The following is a 22,130-nucleotide window of genomic DNA, read 5'->3' on the forward strand; positions in this document are numbered from 1 at the left end:
CCCAGACATGTATGCTCAGATGGTCAAATCCGAGGCAACCCAGGACGATCCGGAACAGCTGGCGGCCTTTCAGGCACGCATCGACGCGGGCGAGAAGATTGAGCCCAAGGACTGGATGCCCGAAGGTTACCGCAAGACGCTGATCCGCCAGATCGGCCAGCACGCGCATTCCGAAATCGTCGGCCAACTGCCCGAAGGCAACTGGATCACCCGCGCGCCGACGCTGGAGCGCAAGGCGATCCTGCTGGCCAAAGTGCAGGATGAAGCGGGCCACGGGCTGTACCTGTATTGCGCGGCAGAAACGCTGGGCGTGTCCCGGGACGAGATGACCGAAATGCTGCTGGACGGGCGCATGAAGTATTCCTCGATCTTCAACTATCCGACGCTGAACTGGGCCGACATCGGCGCGGTGGGCTGGCTGGTCGATGGGGCCGCAATCATGAACCAGGTGCCGCTGCAACGGACCTCATTCGGCCCCTACTCCCGCGCGATGATCCGGGTGTGCAAGGAAGAAAGCTTCCACCAACGCCAGGGTTACGACGCCATCCGCAAGATGGCCGAGGGCACGCCGGAGCAGAAGAAGATGGCGCAGGATGCGTTGAACCGCCTGTGGTACCCGTCGCTGATGATGTTCGGCCCGTCCGACAAGGATTCGGTCCACTCCGCCCAGTCGATGGCCTGGAAGATAAAGATGAACACCAATGACGAGCTGCGTCAGAAGTTCGTCGACCAGACCGTGCCGCAGGCCGAATACCTCGGCCTCACTGTCCCCGACCCGGACCTGAAATGGAACGAGGAACGCGGCCACTATGATTACACCGATCCGGACTGGTCCGAGTTCTTTGAGGTGATCAAGGGCAATGGCCCCTGCAACACGGACCGCCTTGCTGCCCGCAACAAGGCCTGGGACGACGGCGCCTGGGTCCGCGACGGGCTGCTGGCCCATGCCAAGAAGAAAGCCGGGCGCCAGCACGCCGCCGAATAACCCCAAGCATTCCGGCGCTCCGGCCACAGCGCAAGCGCCCCCTCAGCCAGGAGGATTTGAGACATGAAAAACGAATGGCCCCTTTGGGAAGTCTTCATCCGCGGCCAGCACGGGATGAGCCACCGCCACGTCGGCTCCCTGCATGCGCCCGACGCCGAAATGGCGATCAAGAACGCCCGCGACGTCTATACCCGCCGCAACGAAGGTGTGTCGATCTGGGTGGTCGAGGCGAACCACATCGCCGCCTCCTCGCCCAGCGACAAGGGTCCGCTCTATGAGCCGTCCGAATCCAAGGTCTACCGCCACCCGACTTTCTTCGACATCCCCGAAGAAGTGGGGGCAATGTGATGAATGCCCCGCTCGCTAAGGAAGAAGCGTTCCTGCAGTTCCTGCTGCGGATGGGCGACAACACCCTGATCCTGGGCCACCGGGTCAGCGAATGGTGCGGCCATGCGCCGGTGCTGGAAGAAGACATCGCACTGGCCAACACCGCACTGGACATGATCGGCCAGACCCAGATGTGGCTGGGCCTTGCGGCTGAGGTGCATGGGCCGGGCAAATCCGCCGACGACCTGGCCTTCCTGCGCGACGCCTGGGATTTCCGCAACGTGCTGCTGGTGGAGGTGCCGAACGGCGACTTCGGCCGCACCCTGATGCGCCAGTTCCTGTTTGACGCCTGGCATTCGATCCAGCTGGGGCGGCTGATGAAATCCTCCGACGAACGCGTTGCCGCGATTGCCGAAAAGGCCTCGAAAGAGGTCGCCTATCACTTGGAACGCTCCGCCGATACAGTGGTGGGCCTGGGGGACGGCACTGAGGAAAGCCACCGCCGGATGCAGGAGGCACTGGATTATCTGTGGCCCTATGCGGGCGAGATGTTCCAGTCCGACGATGTTGACGCCGAGATGGTCAAGGCGGGTATCGCGCCCGATCCGGCCTCCCTGCGCGAGGAATATGACGTGCTGGTCTCCCGCATCCTGAATGAGGCCACGCTAACCATCCCGGAGAGCCGCTTTGCCCACAAAGGCGGGCGCACCGGCGCCATGCACACCGAGCACCTGGGCCATTTGCTGACCCAAATGCAATGGCTGCAGCGCGCCTACCCGGGCGCCAAGTGGTAGGGCCAAGGCCCAAGAACTGAGGGCGTCCCCCGGCCTCGGGTGGGGGTGAAGCCCCCTCCCGCGGGGGAGGTCGGGGGCTGCCCGGCCTATCGTCCGGGCGGTGCATAGCGAGGATAAACCGCATGAGCCAAGTGACAACTCAGCCAAGCATCACCCAGATCTGGGACTGGCTCGACGCCGTCCCGGATCCGGAAATCCCGGTGATCTCGCTGGTGGACCTGGGCATCATCCGCGATGTGGCCTGGGACGGCGGCACCCTGGTGGTCAGCGTCACCCCGACCTATTCCGGCTGCCCGGCGACCGCAGTAATCGCCCTGGACATCGAAACCGCCCTGCGCGGCCACGGCATCACCGATCTGAAGCTGAAAACCCAGATCTCACCTGCCTGGACCACCGATTGGCTGTCCGAAAAAGGCCGCGCCAAGCTCGAGGACTACGGCATCGCCCCGCCCCAAGCTGCTGGCGGCCCTGAAAAATGCCCGAACTGCGGCAGCAAACATGTCACCAAGGTCAGCCAGTTCGGCTCGACCCCCTGCAAGGCCCACTGGCGCTGCCAGGACTGCCTCGAACCCTTTGATTATTTCAAGTGCATCTGAGGAGACCCTGATGGCGCGCTTTCACGATCTGGAAGTTACTGATGTCCGCAAAACCATCCGCGATGCGGTGGTTGTCACCCTGAAGCCCGCAAATGGCGCGGCAGAAGAATTCGATTTCACCCAAGGCCAATATCTGACCTTCCGCCGCGACTTTGACGGCGAGGAGCTGCGCCGCAGCTATTCGATCTGCGCAGGCAAGGATGAAGGCATCCTGCAGGTCGGCATTAAGCGCGTCGACGGAGGCGCGTTCTCGACCTGGGCGAATACCGAGCTGCAGGCCGGCGATACTCTGCAGGCGATGGCGCCGATGGGCAGTTTCTTCACCGCGCTCGATAGGGCAACTGAGAAAAACTACCTGGGATTTGCCGGCGGCTCCGGCATCACGCCTGTGCTGTCGATCCTCAAAACTACGCTGGCCGCAGAACCGAACGCCTCTTTTACGCTGGTCTACGCCAACAAGGGCGTGAACACGATCATGTTCCGCGAAGAGCTCGAGGATCTGAAGAACCTCTACATGGGCCGCTTCAACGTGATCCATGTGCTGGAATCGGATGCGCAGGAAATCGACCTGTTCACCGGTCTGGTGACCGAAGAAAAATGCGCCCAGCTGTTTAAGCACTGGATCGACATCCAATCGGTCGACACCGCCTTCATCTGCGGGCCTGAGCCGATGATGCTCGGTATCGCCAGCGCGCTGCGCACCGCGGGACTGGGCGACAGCCAGATCAAGTTCGAACTCTTCGCCTCTGCCCAGCCGGGCCGCGCCAAACGCAAAGCCACCGCAACAGATGCCGCCAGCAGTGCCAACCAGACCAAAGCTGCGATCACCCTGGACGGTGCTACCCAGACCGTCGAGATGGGCAAGGACATGACCCTGCTGGATGCGGCACTGGAAAACGCGATGGACGCGCCATACGCCTGCAAGGCCGGCGTCTGCTCCACCTGCCGCTGCAAAGTGCTGGAGGGCGAGGTCGAGATGGTCGCCAACCATGCGCTGGAGGATTACGAGGTTGAAAAGGGCTATGTGCTGTCCTGCCAGGCCTATCCGGTGACCGATAACGTCGTGGTCGATTACGACCAGTAACGCCTGTCCAAGGGAGGAAAGATCATGACTGACGAGATGAGCATCGAGAACTACCTGGCCCAAGGCGGGGTTCTGACCAACCCCTCCAACGTGCCGCCCCGCTACCGCGCCGAACTGATGAAGATGATGGCAACCTTTGTCGACAGCGAACTGGCGGGTGCTGCCGGCTTTGCCGACATCATCAACGAAGGTCCGGGCATCAAGGCGCGCATCGCCGCCGCAAAAATCGTGCTGGAAAAATCCGATAGCGCCGAGAAGGTGCTGCGCATCATGGGTGACTTTGGCGCCGATACTGAACGCTATGCCGACCACCACCCCTGGACCGCACGGCTGGAACGGAATGCCGACATCGGCCAGAGCCGGACCAAGCACGACATGCGGCTTGCCGTGTTCAACTACCCGCTGGAAGGCTGGGCAGATGCGGTGATGATGAACCTCCTGATGGGCCGCGCGGTGGCACTGCAGCTGGAGGAGCTGTCCCATGTTTCCTACCAGCCCCTGGCCGAGGCGTTTCGCGCCATTCTGCCCGTCGAGGCGCACCATGCGGAACTGGCGGAAGAAGGGCTGATGGCGCTGGTCGAGGCTCAAGGCACACAAGCGCTGCAGGAGCTGGCGGATTACTGGTGGCCGCGGGTTGCCGCAAGCTTTGGCCAGGAAGCCTCGGAGAAGTTTGAAGGGCTCAAGGCCATGGGCCTGCGCCGCACCCAGAATGCCGAGTTGAAAGCCAGATGGCAGCAGGACGCCGGGGCAATTCTTGGCAAGACCGGGTTGAAACCGGCTGCGTAACCCGCCGGAGCAAAGCGCTCCCGCCCGGGCCTGCGCGCATCCGGATGCGCTTGCCCGGTTGGGCCGGGCGCGCCTTGCGGCGCGCTGGACCCTGCAAAAAACACACGCTATGATTGATTAAGTCAACTTTCCTGACCTAATGTTTCGCGCACGAAACAATTAGACAGCAGTGCTGACCTACCAAACGCCACCTCATATCCCGCCCTCCACACCCTATAAAGTACTGAAAAGCAAATTGTTTTTCTCTTCAAGGCCGAGACACCACCCGCTTGAAAAGCAAGCATGTCTGGACTGCCGCGCCAACTCTGCCTAGTTTTCGCAACGTAAAGCGAGGGCAATGCAATGGCAGCAGGCAGCACCATCCGGACCTATTTTGACGGCACGTGGCATGACGGGAACCTGGCGGTGATGCGGGCCGCGGATCATGCAATGTGGCTGGGATCCTCGGTGTTTGACGGCGCGCGGTTCTTTGAAGGGGTGGCCCCGGATCTGGACCTGCACTGCGCCCGCACCAATGCTTCGGCCCGAGCGCTGATGATGACCCCCACGCTTTCAGCAGAGCAGATGGCGGAGGTGATCCGCGAGGGGCTGGAGATGTTTGCGCCTGGTGCTGCGGTCTATATCCGGCCCATGTACTGGGCTGCGGACGGAGACGAGACCCTGATCGCCCCCAAGCCTGACAGCACCTGCTTTGCGGTCAGCCTGGAGGAAATTCCGATGGCACCGGAAACCATTGCCGCAACGCTCACCCGCACCCGCTTCCGCCGTCCGGTGCTGGAAAATGCGGTGGTGAATGCCAAGGCCGGCTGCTTGTATCCCAACAATGCCCGGATGCTGCGGGAGGCGCGCAGCAAGGGGTTTTCCAATGCCTTGGCGCTGGATGCGATGGGCAATGTGGCGGAAACGGCCACCAGCAATGTCTTCATGGTGCGCGATGGCACAGTGTTCACTCCGATCCCAAACGGCACGTTTCTGGCCGGCATCACCCGCGCCCGCCACATCAGCAACATGCATGCCGATGGCATCCCCGTGCAGGAATGCGTGCTGAGCTATCAGGATTTCGAAGAGGCCGACGAGGTCTTTCTCTCCGGCAATATGAGCAAGATCACCCCGGTCACCGCCTTTGACACGTGCCAGTATCAGACCGGTCCTGTGGCCAAGCGGGTGCGCGAAATGTACTGGGATTGGGCATCCGGCCAAAGGTAACATTCCGCTTGCCTCACGTGCAGATCAGGCTCCCGCCCGCGTGCGATCTTCTTGGCAAAAGCCCGCGGTGCAGTTGGGCATCACATCATGCTTGCGCATGGTGCCGCGCCGCGCATCTGCGCGGCGCCCGGCCCAATGCCGTCAAGGAGTTTCCGGCACAGCCGGAAAATCCTGCGGGAGCGGGAGCATTTCCTCTGCCCCGCACAGCCGCCAGTCTAGAGCCAGATTATTGCAACGGCCTGGCAGCTTTGGCTCTATTGCCTGATGCGCCCGCTTGGGTCATGATCCGCGGTGGAACAACGAGAGAGCGAAGATGCGCAAATTCCTAGTGGTGCTGGATGACAGCCGCGAATGCCTGAACGCGATGCGCTTTGCCGCGATGCGGGCGGCGCACACCGGTGCGGGCGTGACGATTCTGTCGGTCATCCCGCCGGACGAATTCAACCACTGGATCGGCGTCGGCGAGGTGATGCGGGAAGAAGCGCGCGAGCGGATCCACGCCCATTTCGAGGTCTTTGCCAAATGGATGCGCGACCGCCAGAACGTGGATCCCGATCTGGTGATCCGCGAAGGCGAAGCGGTACCGGAAATCCTGCAGTATATCGAGGACGACGTGGAAATCGGCGTGCTGGTGCTGGGTGCCGGCACCGGGCGCAAAGGGCCGGGACCGCTGGTCACTCAGCTTACCAAAACCTCCGGTGCCCTGCCGGTGCCGATGACCATCGTGCCCGGCGATCTTTCGAAGGAAAAGCTGGAAGCCATTACCTGACCAGCAGGAGGCAGAGGCAATGGATCGCAGTGTCACGTTCTGGTTTGAGTTTGCTTCCACCTACTCCTATCTCAGCGTGATGCGGATCAGCAGCGCCGCCAAGGCGCGCGGCGTCGCTGTTGCCTGGAAGCCGTTTCTGCTGGGTCCTATTTTTGCCGCCCAGGGCTGGGCTACATCGCCCTTCAACCTCCTCCCTGCCAAGGGCTGCTATATGTGGCGCGATTTGCAGCGGATCTGCGCAACCCGCGGCCTGCCCTTCCGCCGCCCCGATCCGTTTCCGCAAAACGGGCTGCCGGCCGCACGGCTGGCGCTGGCCGCGGCAGAGCACGGCCAAATCGAAACCTTTTCCCAGGCCGTGTTTCAGGCGCAGTTCGGGACTGGTGCGGATATCTCCGCTGAACCCGTTCTGCTGGACTGTCTGCATCAGGCTGGACTTGACCCCGCCCTGCTGGATCGCGCGCAATCCGCTGAAATCAAGTCCGCACTTCGTGCCCGGACGGATGAGGCCGCAGCCGCAGGTATTTTCGGCGCGCCCAGTTTCACCAGCGGGCCGGAACTGTTCTGGGGCGACGACCGGCTGGAGCAGGCTTTGGACCACGCCGCCGTCCGCACGATTTAGAATAGTTCCAAATCTTGACTTGAGGCCGCACAGAGCGCATATCGGGGGCACGCTTAACGGAGACCCGACATGTTCATTCAGACTGAATCCACGCCCAACCCGGCGACGCTGAAATTCCTGCCGGGCCAGACCGTTCTGGAAGCAGGCACCGCTGATTTCCCCAGCGCCGATGCTGCGGCCAAATCGCCGCTGGCCTCCCGCATCTTTTCGGTCGACGGCGTGACCGGCGTCTTTTTCGGCAATGACTTTGTGACTGTGACCAAGGCGGACAGCGTTGAGTGGGACCACATCAAACCCGCCATCCTCGGCGCGGTGATGGAGCATTACCAGTCCGGCCAGCCGGTGATGGCGGACGGCTCTGCCGATCCGGCCTCGGGCCATGCCGAACATTCCGGCGAGGACGCCGAGATCGTCAACCAGATCAAGGAACTGTTGGACAGCCGCGTGCGTCCGGCGGTGGCCCAGGACGGCGGCGACATCACCTTTCATGGGTTTGACCGCGGTGTGGTCTATCTGCATATGCAGGGCGCCTGTGCGGGCTGCCCGTCTTCGACCCTGACACTGAAGATGGGCATCGAGAACCTGCTGCGCCATTATATCCCGGAAGTCACCGAGGTGCGCCCGGTTGCCGTCTGAGGCAGCCTTTCCCATTACAGGCCGCTGTTATTGCGGGGCGGTACGGCTGAAATTCAGCGCCCGCCCGCAGACGGTGGCCTATTGCCATTGCAGCGACTGCCGCCGCTGGACCGGCGGTCCTGTTGGCGCCTTCGCGGCCTTTGACGAGGCGGATCTCCTCGCTGAGCCTGGTCTGGGGCCGGCGTTTTCCAGTCACCCCCGCGTCTCACGGTGGACCTGCAAGGGCTGCGGATCACCCCTGGCGGCAGCATTCGGCTATTTGCCCGGCCAGATCTATGTACCCGTTGGCATTCTGGATCAAGCGGATGAACTGGCGCCGGACATCCATTGCCACGAGGGATCCCGCCTGCCCTGGCTGCATTTCACTGATGACCTGCCGCGTGCAGAAGGATCCGGGAGCGATGCGCTGAACAGCGCCGGCAGCAAGACATGACCATGCAAGACACCCCCGAATTCACAAATGATGGCTTTCAGCCTCTGGTTCTTGGCTTTGACACCTCGTCCGGCCATTGCGCCGCTGCGCTTTTGCGCGGGGAGGAAGTTCTGGCGTCCCGATTGGAAGAAATGACCCGCGGCCAGGCTGAGCGGCTGATGCTGCTGCTGGAGGAGGTGCTGGCCGAAGGCGGCGCCGCCTGGCAGGATATGGATGCGATTGGCGTCGGTGTCGGGCCTGGCAATTTCACCGGCATCCGCATTGCCGTCTCCGCAGCGCGCGGGCTGGCGCTGGGACTGGAAGTTCCGGCTGTCGGCGTCGACGGATTTGACGCCCGCACCGCTGAAGGCACCCTGCCCGCCGTGCCTGCCCCGCGCAATCAGGTCTATGCCGCCTTGCCGGGTGAGGCACCGCGTCTGATGCCGCGCCAGGAGGCTGAAGATGCCGCCCACGGTGCCGGGCTGGCCTTTGTGCCCGAGGCAAGCCCGGCAGGGATTGCCGAAACCATTGCACGCATTGCCGCTGTCCGGTTCCGTACCGTGACTGAGCCGCCTGCACCGCTGTACCTGCGCACTGCTGATGCGGCACCGTCCAGTGACGTTCCGCCTGCGCTGATTGATGAGTGAACCGCTGACACCGGAGAAGATGGCCGCGACCCATGCCGCGGCCTTCACCCAATCCCGCCCCTGGCGCGCTGCAGAGTTTGCCTCCCTGCTGGACAGCCCGCTGGTCTTTGCCGCCGGTGATGCACGCTGTTTTGCTCTGGTGCGGGTGATCGCCGATGAGGCGGAACTTTTGACCATTGCCACCGACCCCGCGCATCAGCGCCAGGGTTTGGCGCGAAGCTGCATGGCGGACTGGGAATCAGCCGTCCGGGAACGCGGTGCGGCCGAAATTTTTCTTGAGGTGGCCGAGGACAACGCCCCGGCGCAGGCATTGTACCGTGCTTGCGGATTCGCGGAATGCGGGCGCCGGGCGGGTTATTACCGCCGGATTGGGGCAAAGGCCGCGGATGCACTGCTAATGAGAAAAGCCTTCCGCTAGGCCAGTTGCGCGGATTTCGCACCAAATGGTCAAAAAGCGGTTGACCCTCTCCCCGCCCTGCAGGCTAAATTGCCGCACCCTTTAAGGCCTGAACGGGGCCGGGCAGCGGACCCCCCCGCTGCATCCAACAATAATGACAGTGGGAGTTAACCTGATGACCCTGATGAAATCGCTGATGGGCGCAGCCGCGTCGCTGGCCCTGACCGCAGGTGCCGCGCTGGCCGAGCCCGCGCTGATCTTCGACCTGGGCGGCAAGTTCGACAAGAGCTTCAACGAGGCCGCGCATGGCGGCGCACAGCGCTGGGCCGACGAGACCGGCGAAAGCTACCGCGAGATCGAACTGCAATCCGAAGCCCAGCGCGAGCAGGCGCTGCGCCGCTTTGCCGAAGCAGGCGCCAACCCGATTGTGATGGTCGGCTTTGCCTTTGCCGATGCCCTGGGTCAGGTCGCGGCTGACTACCCGGATACCAAGTTCACCATCATCGACATGGTGGTCGAAGGCGACAACGTGCGCTCGGTGGTGTTCAACGAGCATGAAGGCTCGTACTTGGTTGGCATGATGGCGGCGATGGCGTCGAAGTCGAACACCGTTGGCTTTATCGGCGGCATGGACATTCCGCTGATCCGCAAGTTTGCCTGCGGCTATGCCGAGGGCGTCAAGGCGGCCAACCCGGACGCCAACGTGATTTCCAACATGACCGGCACCACCCCGGCGGCCTGGAACGACCCGGTAAAAGGATCCGAGCTGACCAAGGCACAGATCAGCCAAGGCGCTGATGTGGTCTATGCCGCGGCCGGCGGCACCGGTGTCGGCGTGCTGCAGACCGCAGCTGACGAAGGCATTCTGTCGATCGGCGTGGACAGCAACCAGAACCACTTGCACCCGGGCAAGGTGCTGACCTCAATGACCAAGAAGGTCGGCAACGCGGTTTTCGAGGCGTTCTCGGATGGCGCGGACATGGAAACCGGCTTCTCGGTCATGGGCCTGGCCAATGGCGGTGTCGGCTATGCCATGGACGAGCACAACGCCTCGCTGGTGTCCGCTGACATGCAGGCAGCAGTGGACGATGCAGCCGCCAAGATCGCCTCGGGTGAGATCAAGGTGCATGACTACATGTCGGATGACAACTGCCCCGTGCTGAGCTTCTAATAGAGAAAGCCCCAGGCCATGACGGATTCACTTCACACTCTGTTTGCGGCCTGGGGCGACCCATCGCCCGAAACCCGCGCCGAAAAGACGGACGCCGCAATCGGGCCCGGATTTTATTACTCCGATCCCAACAATCCTGCCCCCATCGAAGGGCGCGACGCCTATCTGGATTACATCACGCAGTTCAGCGCGATGATGCCGGGCGCCGCGGCCAGGGTGGTTGCCATTTCGGAACACCACGGCCATGCGCGCGCCACGGTGGATTTCGAAAAAGACGGCCAGCGCATGGTGCGCGGCCAGTATTTTGCCGATCTTAAAGACGGCAAGGTGGTGCGGCTGATCGGATTTACAGGCATTGGAGAGCCCGATTGACCGCCCCCGCCATTGAACTCAAAGGTATCTCCAAAGCCTTTGGCCCGGTCCAGGCGAACAAGGACATTTCCATCAGTGTCGCCCCCGGTACAATTCACGGGATCATCGGTGAAAACGGTGCAGGCAAATCGACGCTGATGTCGATCCTCTACGGCTTTTACAAGGCCGACAAAGGCCAGGTCTGGATAAAGGGACAGCGGACCGCGATCCCCGACAGCCAGGCGGCGATTGCCGCAGGCATCGGCATGGTGTTCCAGCATTTCAAGCTGGTGGAGAATTTCACTGTGCTGGAAAACATTGTGCTAGGGGCCGAGGACAGCGGCATGCTGATGCCCTCGCTGCGCCGCGCCCGCAAGGAACTGAAGGCGCTGGAGGAGGAATACGAGCTGTTCGTGGACCCCGACGCCCGCATCGACGAGATCGGCGTCGGCATGCAGCAGCGGGTTGAGATCCTGAAGGCGCTGTACCGCAAGGCGGAAATCCTGATCCTGGACGAGCCGACCGGCGTGCTGACGCCGTCCGAGGCGGACCAGCTGTTCCGTATCCTCGACCGGCTGCGGGCAGAAGGAAAGACCATCATCCTGATCACCCACAAGCTGCGGGAGATCATGGAGTATACCGATACGGTTTCCGTGATGCGGCGCGGTGAGATGACCGCCACCGTCAAGACCGCGGAAACCAGCCCCGAACACCTGGCCGAACTGATGGTGGGCCGCAAGGTGCTGCTGCGCGTCGACAAGGTGCCGGCCCGGCCCGGCGCGCCGATCCTTGAAATTGAAAACCTGCGGGTGGTGGACGAGGTCGGCGTTGAGCGCGTCAAAGGCATCGACCTGACCGTGCGTGCAGGTGAGATTGTCGGCATCGCAGGGGTGGCCGGCAATGGACAGTCGGAGCTGCTGGAAGTCTTGGGCGGCATGCGGGCAGGCAGCGGCAGTATCAAACTGCATGGCACCTCTTTGCCGCTTGAGGGCTCGGGCGCGGACGCCAGCGCGCGGCGACTCGCCCATATCGGCCATGTCCCGGAGGACCGTCAGCGCGAGGGTCTCATCATGGATTTCCACGCCTGGGAGAATGTGGCCTTCGGCTATCATCGCGATCCGGCCTACAACAGCGGCCTGCTGATGGATAATGCCGCCCTGCGGGCGGATACCGCAGCCAAGATGGAGAAATTCGACGTGCGCCCGCCCGATCCCTGGCTGGCCGCCAAAAGCTTTTCCGGCGGCAACCAGCAGAAAATCGTGGTGGCGCGGGAGATCGAGCGCAACCCGGAGCTTTTGCTGATCGGCCAGCCGACCCGCGGCGTCGATATCGGCGCGATTGAGTTCATTCACAAACAGATCGTAGCTTTGCGCGATCAGGGCAAGGCGATCCTGCTGGTCTCGGTCGAACTGGAGGAGATCCTGTCGCTGGCGGACAGGGTTGCGGTGATGTTCGACGGCATGATCATGGGGGAGCGCCCCGCCGATCAGACCGACGAGAAAGAGCTTGGCCTGCTGATGGCCGGTGTCGCGGGGGAGGCCGCGTAGATGTTTGCAAGAAAAATGAGCAACGCAGGTCAGCACCCGGCTCTGAGGGGGCGGGAAACACCCTCCCGCGGGGAGGGCCGGGCGCTGACCGGGCTGCTTCGTACCCCGGTCAAAGATGCAAATCTGGGGGCCGCGTAAATGGATAAAATGCCGAAATGGGCAGATGTGGTTCTGATCCCGCTGATCAGCCTTTTGCTGGCCGCGATCCTGTCAGCTTTGGTGATCCTCGGGATCGGAGAAGACCCGGTGGCCGCGGTCAAGCTGATGGTTCAGGGCGCACTGGGGTCCACCTATGGCTGGGGTTACACGCTTTATTACGCCACCAATTTCATGTTCACCGGCCTGGCGGTGGCGGTGGCCGCGCACGCCGGCCTGTTCAACATCGGCGGCGAGGGCCAGGCGATGCTGGGCGGACTGGGCGTGGCTTTGGTCTGTCTGCTGATCCCCTGGCCGCATTGGTCGCTGGCGCTGATCTTTGCCGCACTGGGCGCCGGGATTTTCGGCGCCGCCTGGGCCGCGATCCCTGCTTACCTGCAGGCCAAACGCGGCAGCCATATCGTGATCACCACCATCATGTTCAACTTCATCGCCGCAGCGGTGCTGAACTATGTGCTGGTCAACGTGCTGCGCCCTGAAGGCTCGATGGATCCGGCCACTGCGCGCTTCCCCGAGGCCGTGCATCTGCCGTCCCTGCATGAGCTTCTGGCACCGATCGGCATCAGCTTTTCCAAGTCGGCCCCGGCCAATGTCAGCCTGCTGGTGGCCGTCGGCGCCTGCCTGTTTGTCTGGCTGCTGGTCTGGCGCACGCCGCTGGGCTATGAAATCCGCAGCTTGGGGAAATCGGAACCGGGCGCGCGCTATGCCGGGATTTCTCCGGTCCGGACCGTTATGATCGCCATGCTGATCTCCGGCGCGCTGGCCGGCATGATGGCGGTCAACAACGTCATGGGCGAGGCCGAGCGGCTGGTGCTGAACGCCACCGAAGGCGCCGGTTTCATCGGCATTGCGGTGGCGTTGATGGGGCGCAACCACCCGTTTGGCGTGTTTTTGGCAGCGATCCTCTTTGGTTTCCTCTATCAGGGCGGCGCGGAACTGGCACTCTGGACCTCGATCCCGCGCGAGCTGATCGTGGTGATCCAGGCCCTGGTGATCCTGTTCACCGGCGCGCTGGACAACATGGTGCGGATGCCGCTTGAGAAGATCTTCCTGGCGGTACGGAAGGGGCGGAGCTAATGGATTTCCTGACGATCATCCAACTGCTGGACTCCACCGTCCGCTTGGCCACGCCTTTGCTGCTGGCTTGCCTTGCAGGCCTGTTCTCCGAGCGCGCGGGCATCTTCGACATCGGCCTGGAAGGCAAGATGCTGATGGCTGCCTTCTTTTCCGCCACTGTCGCGGCAGTTACCGGCAATGTCTGGCTGGGGCTGCTGGCCGGTATCGGATCCTCGCTGGTGCTGGCGGGGTTGCACGGCGTCGCGTCGATCACTTTCCGCGGCAATCAGCTGATCTCCGGCGTCGCAATCAACTTCCTGGCGGCGGGCATGACCGTGCTGATTGCCCAGGACTGGTTCCAGCAGGGCGGCCGCACGCCGTCTCTGTTCAGCGGCGGGCGTTTCACCCCGATAGACCTGCCCTCTGCCGAAAACGTGTCGGGCGTGCCAGTGCTGGGCCCGATCTACTCAGAGCTGCTCTCCGGACACTCGATCCTGGTTTACATTGCCTTCCTGGCGGTGCCAGCGACTTGGTGGGTGCTCTTCCGTACCCGGTTCGGCCTGCGCCTGCGCGCGGTGGGCGAGAACCCGGCGGCGGTGGATACTGCCGGCGTCTCGGTAGTCGGCCTGCGCTACGCGGCAGTGATGATCTGCGGGCTGCTGTGCGGCATTGCCGGCGCTTATCTGGCCACCGCGCTGCAGGCAGGCTTTGTCAAGGATATGACCGCCGGGCGCGGCTTCATCGCCCTGGCGGCGCTGATCTTTGCCAAGTGGCGGCCTTGGCACGCCATGGGCGCCTGCCTGTTGTTCGGCCTGCTGCAGGCCGTCGCGCTGCGGTTCCAGAACATCGAGCTGGGGGGCATCACCATCCCGGTGCAGGCGATGGACGCCCTACCCTATGTGCTGACGGTGGTGATCCTTGCGGGTTTTGTCGGCAGGGCGATCCCGCCCCGCGCCGGCGGCGAGCCCTACGTCAAGGAGCGCTGACTCCAGCAGCAACCTTCCTGAAACGCCCGGCCTCGCGCCGGACGTTTGCTTTTCCAAACCTTCCTTCTTTTCCGGATCGAGGGCCGCCAAAGCGGGCGCGCAGATGCTCAGTCCATCCTTGACGCAAAAAAGAGAGGCACACACTGGGAGTGGCCCTCTGAGGCGCAGCCCTGCCCCGCGCCGCAAACCCAGCGATAAGTCCAGTTTGATGCGTCAAATCAGTCCTGCACGCTGCAGAGCGGCATAGATCATTGATTTTTGAACGAACTGCGGTTTAACAAGGACCATGCAGATATACCTTCCCATAGCTGAGGTCTCGGTCAATGCCTTCCTTCTCCTGGGCCTCGGGGGAATGGTCGGGGTTCTCTCGGGCATGTTCGGAGTCGGCGGCGGCTTCCTGATGACACCGCTGTTGTTTTTCATCGGCATCCCGCCGGCGGTGGCGGTGGCTACGGAAGCGAACCAGATTGTCGCCTCGTCCTTTTCCGGGGTGCTGGCGCATTTCCGAAGGCGCACCGTCGATATCAAAATGGGACTTGTGCTGCAGGCCGGCGGCCTGATGGGCGCGGCGCTTGGGGTGGTGGTGTTCAACTACCTCAAGGCGCTTGGCCAAGTCGATCTGCTGGTCAAGCTTTGCTATGTCGTCTTCCTGGGTGTGGTCGGCGGGCTGATGTTCATCGAAAGCCTGAACGCCATCCGCAAATCCAAGAAAGCGGGCGGCGCGGCACCTGCCGCCCGGCGCCAGCGCAGCTGGGTGCATGCGCTGCCGTTCAAGATGCGGTTCCGCACCTCCGGCCTTTACATTTCGGTGATCCCGCCGGTCCTGGTTGGCGTCTGCGTCGGCATCCTGGCCGCCATCATGGGGGTCGGCGGCGGTTTCATCATGGTGCCTGCAATGATCTACATCCTTGGCATGCCGACCAAAGTGGTTGTCGGCACCTCGCTGTTCCAGATCATAACGGTGACCGCCTTCACTACCATGCTGCATGCCACCACCAACTATACGGTGGACATCGTTCTGGCAGTGCTGCTGCTGGTCGGCGGCGTGATCGGCGCCCAGATCGGCACCCGCATCGGTGTCTATCTCAAGGCCGAACAGCTGCGGATCCTGCTGGCGCTGATGGTGATCATCGTCTGCGTCAAGCTGGGCCTTGAGCTGCTGCTGCAACCGGCTGAGCTGTACTCCCTCGGCGCTGCGGGAGGCCACTGATCATGCGCAAACTGCTTATGTCCGCCCTCACAGCTGCCGCCCTGGCACTGCTGCCGCAGTCAGCGGCCCAGGCCGCCAAGGAAGAAGTCGTTCTGGGCCTCAGCCAGGACCGGGTGGCGATCACCGCCACCTTCGATGGTTCGGAGATTCTGATTTTCGGCGCGGTGAAACGGGAAAGCCCGATCCCGTCGGAGGACCCGCTGGAAGTGATCGTCACTGTCTCCGGCCCGGCTCCGGCGGTGATGGTGCGCCGCAAGGAAAAGAAGCTGGGCATCTGGGTCAATGTGGACAGTGTTCTGGTGGACTCTGCCCCGGCCTTCTACGCCGTGGCCACCAGCGCCCCGTTTGACCAGGTGCTGACAGATACCGAGGACTTGCGGTTCCGGGTCTCTATCGAACGGGCCATCCGCTCGGTCGGCGCGGCAATGCACATCCGCGGCGCCCAATCCTTTGCTGACGCGGTGGTGCGCATCCGCGAGGACAACGGGCTCTACTCGCTGCGGGAAAACACTGTCGCAGTGGATGAGCAGACCCTGTTCCGCACCGCCATTGAGATGCCGGCGGATCTGACTGAAGGCGATTACCAGACCCGCATCTTTCTGACCCGCGGCGGCGAGGTTGTGTCCAGTTACGAGACCACAATCGATGTGCGCAAAGTGGGGCTGGAACGGTTCCTGTTTTCGATGTCCCGCGAGCAGCCTTTTCTCTACGGCCTGATGGCCTTGGCCATTGCGATCGCCTCCGGCTGGGGCGCCTCTGCGGCCTTCAGCTTGCTTCGGAACCGATAAGGGGGCCGGCCCCTCTTGGCCTTACGGCCAATTCACCCCGGGGTATTTTTGACCAGAAAGAAGCCCCCTGGTCCTTTTTTTTTGCGGAAGTACTCTCGCTGAAGGCGCGCTGCGCCAGGCCCAACGGGAGCGGCGCATCTTCGAGGCCCCGGCGACGGGCGGGAGACGTCAGCCGCGGCCGATATAGGGCATCTTGGTAGCCATTACCGTCATGAACTGAACATTTGCCTCCAGCGGCAAATTTGCCATATGCAGCACTGATTTCGCTGCATCCTCCACCGAAAAGGTGTGCATCGGCTCGGCGCCGGCGTGACGCTGGCTCAGACCCTCCACCATCGGGGTGCGGGTGTTGCCGATGTCGATCTGGCCGCAGGCGATATCAAAGGGGCGGCCGTCCAGCGACAGGCTTTTAGTGAGACCGGTGATGGCCGCCTTGGTTGCCGCATAGGGTGCCGAATGGGGCCGCGGCACATGGGCAGCAATGGAGCCGTTGTTGATGATCCGGCCGCCCTGCGGCGACTGCTGCCGCATCTGGCGGAAGGCCGTGCGGGCGGTCAGGTACATGCCTGTGAGGTTCACATTGACAGAGGCAAACCAGTCTTCCAACGGGATTTCGTCGATGGTGCCCGGCGGGGTGAAGATGCCCGCGTTGTTGAACAGAACATCCAGCCGCCCCGCCGCCATGGCAAAGCTGTTCAGCGCATGGTCCACTGCTGCCGGATCGGTCACATCGGCGGGCAGCACATGGGCGGCAGCGTGGCCCTGCGCGGCCTCCTCAAGCTTGTCCGCCCGCCGCGCAACCAGACCAACCTGCCAGCCATCAGCCAGGAACAGTTCTGCCACGGCCCGGCCAATGCCGGAGCTGGCGCCCGTGATCAGGATGGAATTGCTCATGCCGGGGTCTCCTCCTGCGTTTCCAGTGTCAGCGTGGCGGCCGGCACTGCCTTCAGGTCATCCACCTGCAAGGGGCCGGAGGGTTTGGCCAAACGGTTGCGCACCACCCAGATCAGCCGCTCCTGCGCCCGGGTGATGGCAACATATGTCAGCCGCTTCCACAGCGGCTGGCCGGCCTCGACCCGGCCCATGCGGGCGGCGGCATAGATGTCGGGGGCAAACACCTGAGTGGTGTCCCATTGCGAGCCTTGCGCCTTGTGTATGGTTACCGCCGCGCCATGCAGGAAGGTGGCGCCCATGCGGGCGGCGTAGGGGATGAACGGTTCTTCCTCATCCGGTTTTTCGATTTTGACGATGGAGGCTGCAGAGACCTGCGGATCCTCGGCCCCCATCACATGCAGACGGGAGAACCCGGGTTTGCGGCCGGAGCCGAGAAAGATCACCTGGGCGCCCTTGATCAGCCCGCGGGCTTCCAGATCCAGGCGTTTCTTGCGGTGTTTCATCGGCAGTTCGATACCGTCGCAGATCAGCGGCTCACCGGCGATCAGCTCATCCTCCGGCGCGCCGTGGACGGCGCGGAATGCGTTGATCAGCCGGATCCTTGTATTGTTACGCCAGACCAGCACCGGCGAGCGGGCCATCAGGTCAACCTCCACCCGCTGGCCCCAGACAACACGGTCGTCGCGCCGGGCGGTGTCTTCTACCATCCGCTCGAAATCCTCGAACCCCAGCTGTGGGTCAGCCAGTGCATGGGCGAGGTCCAGGATCGGATTGCCGGCCTCTTGCCGGTGGATGCGGTTCAGGATCAGGCGCTGCGGCTCCGGCAGGGTGTCGAACACCATGGACCCCGACTGATTCACCGGGGCCAGCTGCGCTGGGTCGCCGAACAGCACCAGATTGGGGAAGATCTCCTTCAGGTCTTCGAACTGGCGGTCGTCCAGCATCGAGGCTTCGTCGACGAAACCGATGTCCAGCGGCTCCTCGCGGCGCTTCCAGCCGGTGATGAAGTCCGAGCCGCGCAGGCCCGCGGCGGCCAGTGCACCGGGGATCGATTTGTTTTTCTCGTAGAACGCTGCGGCGCGGGCCAGGGCTTCCTCGGTCAGCCCTTCAATCTCGGGCTTGTCCCCCTGCCCCGCCAGCCATTCGGCGATGCGTTCGTACTCCGGATCATAGACCGGCGTGTATAGAATACGGTGAATGGTGGTGGCCGGCACGCCGCGCAGGCGCAGCACACTGGCGGCCTTGTTGGTTGGCGCCAGGATCGCCAGGGTGCGGCGGTCGTCGCTCTTTTTGCGGCTTTCATAGTCGCCCGAGACAACCTCGACCCCCGCCTGTTCCAGCGCCTTGTACAGCTCGGCCAGCAGCAGCGTCTTGCCCGATCCGGCCTTGCCGATCACCGCCATCACCCCGGCGTCGCCGCGGGGCGGCTGCAACAGCCCGTCATCAAGATCCACCCCCGCCTTGCGCAGGAGCTCGGTCACGCTGTCAAAAGCGGCGGCCTGGTCGTCGGAAAACTGTACGGGCAGAGCTGTCATTGCGCGACCCTACAGCCGCGGGACCGGGTCCGCCAGAGGATCCGGCCCCGGATTCCGCCTCAATCAGCCGGTGAGAGCCATGGGCGCTGCCGCACTGGCACTGCCAAAGGAACGATCGAACCAGAGCTGCGACAATTCGGGGGCAATTCCGGCCAGGGAGGCGACGTTCAGATAGACCTCTGGTGTGTATTCCCACAGGCCGAGGCAGATTCGTTCACGGCCTTCGCCTTGGGTCCCGATGATGTCCGGGCTGAAGCCGAGGCTGCGGTAGATCCGCACCATGCGCCGGTCAAAGACCCCGGCGAAATGCTGCACGGAAAAATTGCGCATGATCTCAACCCCGCCCAGAGTCAGTGCGCCCGCCACATTGGCGCCCGCGTCGGGTGACAGGCAAAAGCGGGTGCATTCCCAGATCAGCGGGCTGCAGATCGGCACCCCGCCGGCCAGGTCAAGAAAGACGTCATTGACCATCACCGGGCCAGTGGTCGGAAGAAACCGCATCGAGCCGCCATGGCTGCCATCCGGCATTTCCCAGATCACATAGAGCGGATCCAGCTGGTCATACTGGTCGCGCTCCTCGCCATTGCGGTCCACTTGCACCTCCCAGCCCAGCCGGGCCTGGAATTGATCCGCCCGGTCGCGGAACATCGAGTGCGCAAGGTCTGCGTGGTTGTGAAGATCATGACCGTAGATATAACGAAGCATTGAATAGTCCCCTTCTGGTAGAACAGTAGGGACAGGTTACGCCTGCGAATTACAATTTCAGAGTGTATTTACCGAAGCCTTCACACTCTGCCGTTAAACTACAATAAATCCGAGTGTCATGGCCCGGGCTATGGCATGCGTCGTATTGATCGCACCAAGCTTGAACCGGGCGCTTTCAATATAGACACGCAGCGTGTGTTCCGAGATTGACAGGGTTTTTGCCACCTGTGCACGACTGTAACCGATTGCCAGCAATGTCAGCGCGTCCACTTCACGCGGCGACAGCGGCTGAGCCTGCTCCGGACTGCGGCTGGGCTCAAATTCAAGCGCTTTGCGATTAAAGTAATGCGCCATCAGGATCATATCCCGGCTGCAGCGCTCGGTGAGTTTCTCCCAAGCCTCATCGTCGCAATTGTGGCTGACGGTAAACACCGCAAATTGCCCGTTCGGCCCACGGATCGGAATAGAATAGCCTTGGTTGCCGACCCCATGCTCCAACGCGTCTTTCAGAAATTCGCGGGCCGGTTTCGGCGACCAGTCCAGCCGTTTCCAGTCAACCGGGTGGAACCGCTGATAGCAGCCGGCCACCACCGGATCGACCCGCACATAGGCCATTTCCTGGTAGCGTTCGACCCAGGTCTGCGGATAAGTGCCGAAATGGTAGTGGTCGCCGGCGCTGTCGACCCAGTGATACATGGCATGATCGACCCCGAACACACCGCACACCTGGTCAACTATCGATTGCAGCCCATCAATGGTTTTGGTGGCGTCAAGCGCCTCCAAAATGCGGTCCAGTTCTGCCTTATGTGCCATCGCCGTATACCAGTTTAGTCCAGAGCCTGCCCGATCCGGCTATTCACAACCAACAAGGCTGTCTCAGGCTTCGTTGCAAACAACTTTTGTTCTTTTGCAGTGCGGGACTCTGTGCGGTCAATGACAACCTCAGGGGTTTGGGCAGTTTACTGCAGCCAGGCACCTGATTGCGCGGGTATTGCGCCGGGAGCGCAACACTAGCAACTTAATTGCGCGACCTCCAAGCCCCGCCTCCCCGGAAATAGTGAGGGCGCAGCGGTTAACTTCCTGAAAAAGATAAAATTACAAAAAACCCGCGAAGCACAGGTGTGATTCGCGGGTGAATTTCAATCCATCTTGGACGCGCCGGCAAGTCAGCCTTTTGCGTCGAGCACATCCTGAAGGGTGCGCAGGCCGGTCTTCGGTGCCTGAACCAGCACCGACATGTTGCCGGGCAGATGCTCGTTGCGCCGCATCTTCATATGCGCCTCCGGCAGATCGTTCCAGGTAAAGACTTCGGACATGCAGGGATCCAGGCGGCGCTCGACCATCAGTTTGTTTGCAGAGGCAGCCTGCTTGAGATGGGCAAAATGCGAGCCCTGCAGACGTTTCTGATGCATCCACATGTAGCGCACGTCAAAGGTCAGATTATAGCCGGTGGTGCCAGCGCAGATCACGACCATGCCGCCCTTTTTGCAGACGAATGTCGAAACCGGGAATGTGCTCTCGCCGGGGTGCTCGAACACCATGTCGACGTTTACGCCTTTGCCGGTGATGTCCCAGATCGCTTTGCCGAATTTGCGCGCTTCCTTGAACCAGGCAGCGTATTCGGGGGTGTTCACTGTGGGCATTTGCCCCCAGCAGTTGAAGTCCTTGCGGTTCAGAACACCCTTGGCGCCCAGCCCCATGACAAAGTCGCGCTTGCTTTCGTCCGAGATCACACCGATGGCGTTGGCGCCGGCCGTGTTGATCAGCTGGATTGCATAGGACCCCAGGCCGCCAGACGCGCCCCAAACCAGCACGTTCTGGCCAGGCTTCAGGTCATGCGGCTCATGGCCGAACAGCATCCGGTAGGCGGTGGCCAGGGTCAGCGTGTAGCAGGCGCTTTCTTCCCAGGTCAGGTGCTTGGGGCGCGGCATCAGCTGCTGCGCCTGCACATTGGTGAACTGGGCAAAGGAGCCGTCCGGGGTTTCATAGCCCCAGATCCGCTGGCTGGTCGAGAACATCGGGTCGCCGCCGTTGCATTCCTCGTCGTCGCCATCGTCCTGGTTGCAGTGGATCACCACCTCGTCGCCGACTTTCCAGCGGGTGACTTTGGAGCCCACCGCCCAGACGATGCCGGCAGCATCGGAACCGGCAATGTGATACGGTGCCTTGTGGCCGTCAAAGGGCGAAATCGGTGTGCCGAGGGAGGCCCAGACGCCGTTGTAGTTGACGCCCGCCGCCATCACCAGAACCAGCACTTCGTTGCTGTCCAGTTCAGGAACGTCGACCACTTCCTGCTCCATCGCAGTGTTCGGCTCGCCGTGGCGCTCTTTGCGGATCGCCCATGCGTACATCTTTTTGGGCACATAGCCCATCGGGGGCATTTCGCCCATCTCATAGAGATCTTTCTCGGGCGCCTCGTACGACATGACGTCAGTCTGGGTATCCAATGCCATGATGGCCTCCTTTGTGTTCC

At 62.5% G+C, this 22,130-nt stretch carries 25 protein-coding genes; 20 read left to right on the forward strand and 5 right to left on the reverse strand.

The genetic code is table 11. From position 1 onward, the window contains the following. The first annotated feature begins 7 nt into the window (after positions 1-7). The 20 genes from paaA (at position 8) to AQUI_RS0104130 (ending at position 16,523) form a co-directional block, all read left to right on the forward strand. On the forward strand, positions 8-985 hold the full coding sequence (gene paaA / locus AQUI_RS0104030) for a 1,2-phenylacetyl-CoA epoxidase subunit PaaA (protein WP_027256361.1): 978 nt from the start codon (positions 8-10) through the stop codon (positions 983-985). 63 nt (positions 986-1,048) lie between these two features. Continuing rightward, entirely contained in the window at positions 1,049-1,333 is a 285-nt protein-coding gene (gene paaB / locus AQUI_RS0104035) for a 1,2-phenylacetyl-CoA epoxidase subunit PaaB (protein ID WP_014879084.1), read from the forward strand. Beyond that, the gene (gene paaC / locus AQUI_RS0104040) at positions 1,333-2,106 is read left to right on the forward strand and encodes a 1,2-phenylacetyl-CoA epoxidase subunit PaaC (RefSeq protein ID WP_027256362.1); all 774 of its coding nucleotides are present in this window, start codon (positions 1,333-1,335) and stop codon (positions 2,104-2,106) included. Before paaB ends, paaC begins: the two co-directional genes overlap by 1 nt. A 122-nt stretch (positions 2,107-2,228) precedes the next feature. Further along, the gene (gene paaD, locus AQUI_RS0104045; RefSeq protein ID WP_027256363.1) at positions 2,229-2,702 is read left to right on the forward strand and encodes a 1,2-phenylacetyl-CoA epoxidase subunit PaaD; all 474 of its coding nucleotides are present in this window, start codon (positions 2,229-2,231) and stop codon (positions 2,700-2,702) included. 10 nt (positions 2,703-2,712) lie between these two features. Then, positions 2,713-3,786 carry a 2Fe-2S iron-sulfur cluster-binding protein gene (locus AQUI_RS0104050; RefSeq protein WP_027256364.1) on the forward strand — a complete coding sequence of 358 codons (1,074 nt, stop codon included), beginning with the start codon at positions 2,713-2,715 and terminating at the stop codon, positions 3,784-3,786. Between the two features lie 24 nt (positions 3,787-3,810). Then, complete coding sequence (locus tag AQUI_RS0104055) at positions 3,811-4,572, forward strand: Phenylacetic acid catabolic protein (RefSeq protein ID WP_027256365.1); 762 nt, start codon at positions 3,811-3,813, stop codon at positions 4,570-4,572. 342 nt (positions 4,573-4,914) lie between these two features. Then, positions 4,915-5,778: a branched-chain amino acid aminotransferase gene (locus AQUI_RS0104060; RefSeq protein ID WP_027256366.1), complete on the forward strand. Its 864-nt coding sequence runs from the start codon at positions 4,915-4,917 to the stop codon at positions 5,776-5,778. A gap of 313 nt (positions 5,779-6,091) precedes the next feature. Further along, positions 6,092-6,547, forward strand: coding sequence for a universal stress protein (locus AQUI_RS0104065; RefSeq protein ID WP_027256367.1), 456 nt, complete (start codon positions 6,092-6,094; stop codon positions 6,545-6,547). A 19-nt stretch (positions 6,548-6,566) separates the two neighbouring features. Further along, positions 6,567-7,166: a 2-hydroxychromene-2-carboxylate isomerase gene (locus AQUI_RS0104070; RefSeq protein ID WP_027256368.1), complete on the forward strand. Its 600-nt coding sequence runs from the start codon at positions 6,567-6,569 to the stop codon at positions 7,164-7,166. A gap of 69 nt (positions 7,167-7,235) precedes the next feature. Then, entirely contained in the window at positions 7,236-7,802 is a 567-nt protein-coding gene (locus AQUI_RS0104075; protein WP_027256369.1) for a NifU family protein, read from the forward strand. Further along, positions 7,792-8,235, forward strand: a complete 444-nt coding sequence (locus AQUI_RS0104080) for a GFA family protein (protein WP_027256370.1) — start codon at positions 7,792-7,794, stop codon at positions 8,233-8,235. The genes AQUI_RS0104075 and AQUI_RS0104080 overlap by 11 nt, the downstream gene beginning before the upstream one ends. Continuing rightward, positions 8,232-8,861 (forward strand): tRNA (adenosine(37)-N6)-threonylcarbamoyltransferase complex dimerization subunit type 1 TsaB, encoded by a 630-nt coding sequence (gene tsaB, locus AQUI_RS0104085; protein WP_342665575.1) that lies wholly within the window; start codon positions 8,232-8,234, stop codon positions 8,859-8,861. The genes AQUI_RS0104080 and tsaB overlap by 4 nt, the downstream gene beginning before the upstream one ends. Continuing rightward, positions 8,854-9,279, forward strand: a complete 426-nt coding sequence (locus tag AQUI_RS0104090) for a GNAT family N-acetyltransferase (protein WP_027256372.1) — start codon at positions 8,854-8,856, stop codon at positions 9,277-9,279. Before tsaB ends, AQUI_RS0104090 begins: the two co-directional genes overlap by 8 nt. Positions 9,280-9,433: 154 nt before the next feature. Further along, on the forward strand, positions 9,434-10,429 hold the full coding sequence (locus AQUI_RS0104095; RefSeq protein ID WP_027256373.1) for a BMP family lipoprotein: 996 nt from the start codon (positions 9,434-9,436) through the stop codon (positions 10,427-10,429). Between the two features lie 18 nt (positions 10,430-10,447). Beyond that, the gene (locus tag AQUI_RS0104100) at positions 10,448-10,801 is read left to right on the forward strand and encodes a nuclear transport factor 2 family protein (protein ID WP_027256374.1); all 354 of its coding nucleotides are present in this window, start codon (positions 10,448-10,450) and stop codon (positions 10,799-10,801) included. Then, on the forward strand, positions 10,798-12,327 hold the full coding sequence (locus AQUI_RS0104105) for an ABC transporter ATP-binding protein (RefSeq protein WP_027256375.1): 1,530 nt from the start codon (positions 10,798-10,800) through the stop codon (positions 12,325-12,327). Before AQUI_RS0104100 ends, AQUI_RS0104105 begins: the two co-directional genes overlap by 4 nt. A 138-nt stretch (positions 12,328-12,465) precedes the next feature. Then, the gene (locus AQUI_RS0104115; protein WP_027256376.1) at positions 12,466-13,560 is read left to right on the forward strand and encodes an ABC transporter permease; all 1,095 of its coding nucleotides are present in this window, start codon (positions 12,466-12,468) and stop codon (positions 13,558-13,560) included. Beyond that, positions 13,560-14,525 carry an ABC transporter permease gene (locus tag AQUI_RS0104120; RefSeq protein ID WP_027256377.1) on the forward strand — a complete coding sequence of 322 codons (966 nt, stop codon included), beginning with the start codon at positions 13,560-13,562 and terminating at the stop codon, positions 14,523-14,525. The genes AQUI_RS0104115 and AQUI_RS0104120 overlap by 1 nt, the downstream gene beginning before the upstream one ends. A 286-nt stretch (positions 14,526-14,811) precedes the next feature. Next, positions 14,812-15,735, forward strand: a complete 924-nt coding sequence (locus AQUI_RS0104125) for a sulfite exporter TauE/SafE family protein (protein ID WP_027256378.1) — start codon at positions 14,812-14,814, stop codon at positions 15,733-15,735. A 2-nt stretch (positions 15,736-15,737) separates the two neighbouring features. Then, on the forward strand, positions 15,738-16,523 hold the full coding sequence (locus tag AQUI_RS0104130; protein ID WP_027256379.1) for a TIGR02186 family protein: 786 nt from the start codon (positions 15,738-15,740) through the stop codon (positions 16,521-16,523). A gap of 168 nt (positions 16,524-16,691) precedes the next feature. On the opposite strand, the gene AQUI_RS0104135 is transcribed toward AQUI_RS0104130, so the two are convergent. The 5 genes from AQUI_RS0104135 to ccrA all read right to left on the reverse strand — a co-directional run bounded on the left by AQUI_RS0104135 (position 16,692) and on the right by ccrA (position 22,110). Beyond that, complete coding sequence (locus AQUI_RS0104135; RefSeq protein ID WP_027256380.1) at positions 16,692-17,417, reverse strand: SDR family oxidoreductase; 726 nt, start codon at positions 17,415-17,417, stop codon at positions 16,692-16,694. Beyond that, positions 17,414-18,952 carry an ATP-dependent DNA helicase gene (locus AQUI_RS0104140; RefSeq protein WP_027256381.1) on the reverse strand — a complete coding sequence of 513 codons (1,539 nt, stop codon included), beginning with the start codon at positions 18,950-18,952 and terminating at the stop codon, positions 17,414-17,416. Before AQUI_RS0104140 ends, AQUI_RS0104135 begins: the two co-directional genes overlap by 4 nt. Positions 18,953-19,015: 63 nt before the next feature. Beyond that, complete coding sequence (locus AQUI_RS0104145; RefSeq protein WP_027256382.1) at positions 19,016-19,657, reverse strand: acyl-homoserine-lactone synthase; 642 nt, start codon at positions 19,655-19,657, stop codon at positions 19,016-19,018. 93 nt (positions 19,658-19,750) lie between these two features. Continuing rightward, positions 19,751-20,470 carry a helix-turn-helix transcriptional regulator gene (locus AQUI_RS0104150; RefSeq protein ID WP_027256383.1) on the reverse strand — a complete coding sequence of 240 codons (720 nt, stop codon included), beginning with the start codon at positions 20,468-20,470 and terminating at the stop codon, positions 19,751-19,753. Positions 20,471-20,823: 353 nt separating this feature from the next. Beyond that, the gene (gene ccrA, locus AQUI_RS0104155) at positions 20,824-22,110 is read right to left on the reverse strand and encodes a crotonyl-CoA carboxylase/reductase (protein WP_027256384.1); all 1,287 of its coding nucleotides are present in this window, start codon (positions 22,108-22,110) and stop codon (positions 20,824-20,826) included. Positions 22,111-22,130: the final 20 nt, after the last annotated feature.

It is taken from the genome of Leisingera aquimarina DSM 24565 (assembly GCF_000473165.1).
Lineage (GTDB): Bacteria > Pseudomonadota > Alphaproteobacteria > Rhodobacterales > Rhodobacteraceae > Leisingera > Leisingera aquimarina.

Excerpts from the sequence above, each read along its gene's own strand:
- paaA (WP_027256361.1), top strand. The coding sequence starts at position 8 with ATGTATGCTCAGATGGTCAAATCCGAGGCAACCCAGGACGATCCGGAA.
- paaB (WP_014879084.1), top strand. The coding sequence starts at position 1,049 with ATGAAAAACGAATGGCCCCTTTGGGAAGTCTTCATCCGCGGCCAGCAC.
- paaC (WP_027256362.1), top strand. The coding sequence starts at position 1,333 with ATGAATGCCCCGCTCGCTAAGGAAGAAGCGTTCCTGCAGTTCCTGCTG.
- paaD (WP_027256363.1), top strand. The coding sequence starts at position 2,229 with ATGAGCCAAGTGACAACTCAGCCAAGCATCACCCAGATCTGGGACTGG.
- AQUI_RS0104050 (WP_027256364.1), top strand. The coding sequence starts at position 2,713 with ATGGCGCGCTTTCACGATCTGGAAGTTACTGATGTCCGCAAAACCATC.
- AQUI_RS0104055 (WP_027256365.1), top strand. The coding sequence starts at position 3,811 with ATGACTGACGAGATGAGCATCGAGAACTACCTGGCCCAAGGCGGGGTT.
- AQUI_RS0104060 (WP_027256366.1), top strand. The coding sequence starts at position 4,915 with ATGGCAGCAGGCAGCACCATCCGGACCTATTTTGACGGCACGTGGCAT.
- AQUI_RS0104065 (WP_027256367.1), top strand. The coding sequence starts at position 6,092 with ATGCGCAAATTCCTAGTGGTGCTGGATGACAGCCGCGAATGCCTGAAC.
- AQUI_RS0104070 (WP_027256368.1), top strand. The coding sequence starts at position 6,567 with ATGGATCGCAGTGTCACGTTCTGGTTTGAGTTTGCTTCCACCTACTCC.
- AQUI_RS0104075 (WP_027256369.1), top strand. The coding sequence starts at position 7,236 with ATGTTCATTCAGACTGAATCCACGCCCAACCCGGCGACGCTGAAATTC.
- tsaB (WP_342665575.1), top strand. The coding sequence starts at position 8,232 with ATGACCATGCAAGACACCCCCGAATTCACAAATGATGGCTTTCAGCCT.
- AQUI_RS0104090 (WP_027256372.1), top strand. The coding sequence starts at position 8,854 with ATGAGTGAACCGCTGACACCGGAGAAGATGGCCGCGACCCATGCCGCG.
- AQUI_RS0104095 (WP_027256373.1), top strand. The coding sequence starts at position 9,434 with ATGACCCTGATGAAATCGCTGATGGGCGCAGCCGCGTCGCTGGCCCTG.
- AQUI_RS0104100 (WP_027256374.1), top strand. The coding sequence starts at position 10,448 with ATGACGGATTCACTTCACACTCTGTTTGCGGCCTGGGGCGACCCATCG.
- AQUI_RS0104115 (WP_027256376.1), top strand. The coding sequence starts at position 12,466 with ATGGATAAAATGCCGAAATGGGCAGATGTGGTTCTGATCCCGCTGATC.
- AQUI_RS0104120 (WP_027256377.1), top strand. The coding sequence starts at position 13,560 with ATGGATTTCCTGACGATCATCCAACTGCTGGACTCCACCGTCCGCTTG.
- AQUI_RS0104125 (WP_027256378.1), top strand. The coding sequence starts at position 14,812 with ATGCAGATATACCTTCCCATAGCTGAGGTCTCGGTCAATGCCTTCCTT.
- AQUI_RS0104130 (WP_027256379.1), top strand. The coding sequence starts at position 15,738 with ATGCGCAAACTGCTTATGTCCGCCCTCACAGCTGCCGCCCTGGCACTG.
- AQUI_RS0104135 (WP_027256380.1), bottom strand. The coding sequence starts at position 17,417 with ATGAGCAATTCCATCCTGATCACGGGCGCCAGCTCCGGCATTGGCCGG.
- AQUI_RS0104140 (WP_027256381.1), bottom strand. The coding sequence starts at position 18,952 with ATGACAGCTCTGCCCGTACAGTTTTCCGACGACCAGGCCGCCGCTTTT.
- AQUI_RS0104145 (WP_027256382.1), bottom strand. The coding sequence starts at position 19,657 with ATGCTTCGTTATATCTACGGTCATGATCTTCACAACCACGCAGACCTT.
- AQUI_RS0104150 (WP_027256383.1), bottom strand. The coding sequence starts at position 20,470 with ATGGCACATAAGGCAGAACTGGACCGCATTTTGGAGGCGCTTGACGCC.
- ccrA (WP_027256384.1), bottom strand. The coding sequence starts at position 22,110 with ATGGCATTGGATACCCAGACTGACGTCATGTCGTACGAGGCGCCCGAG.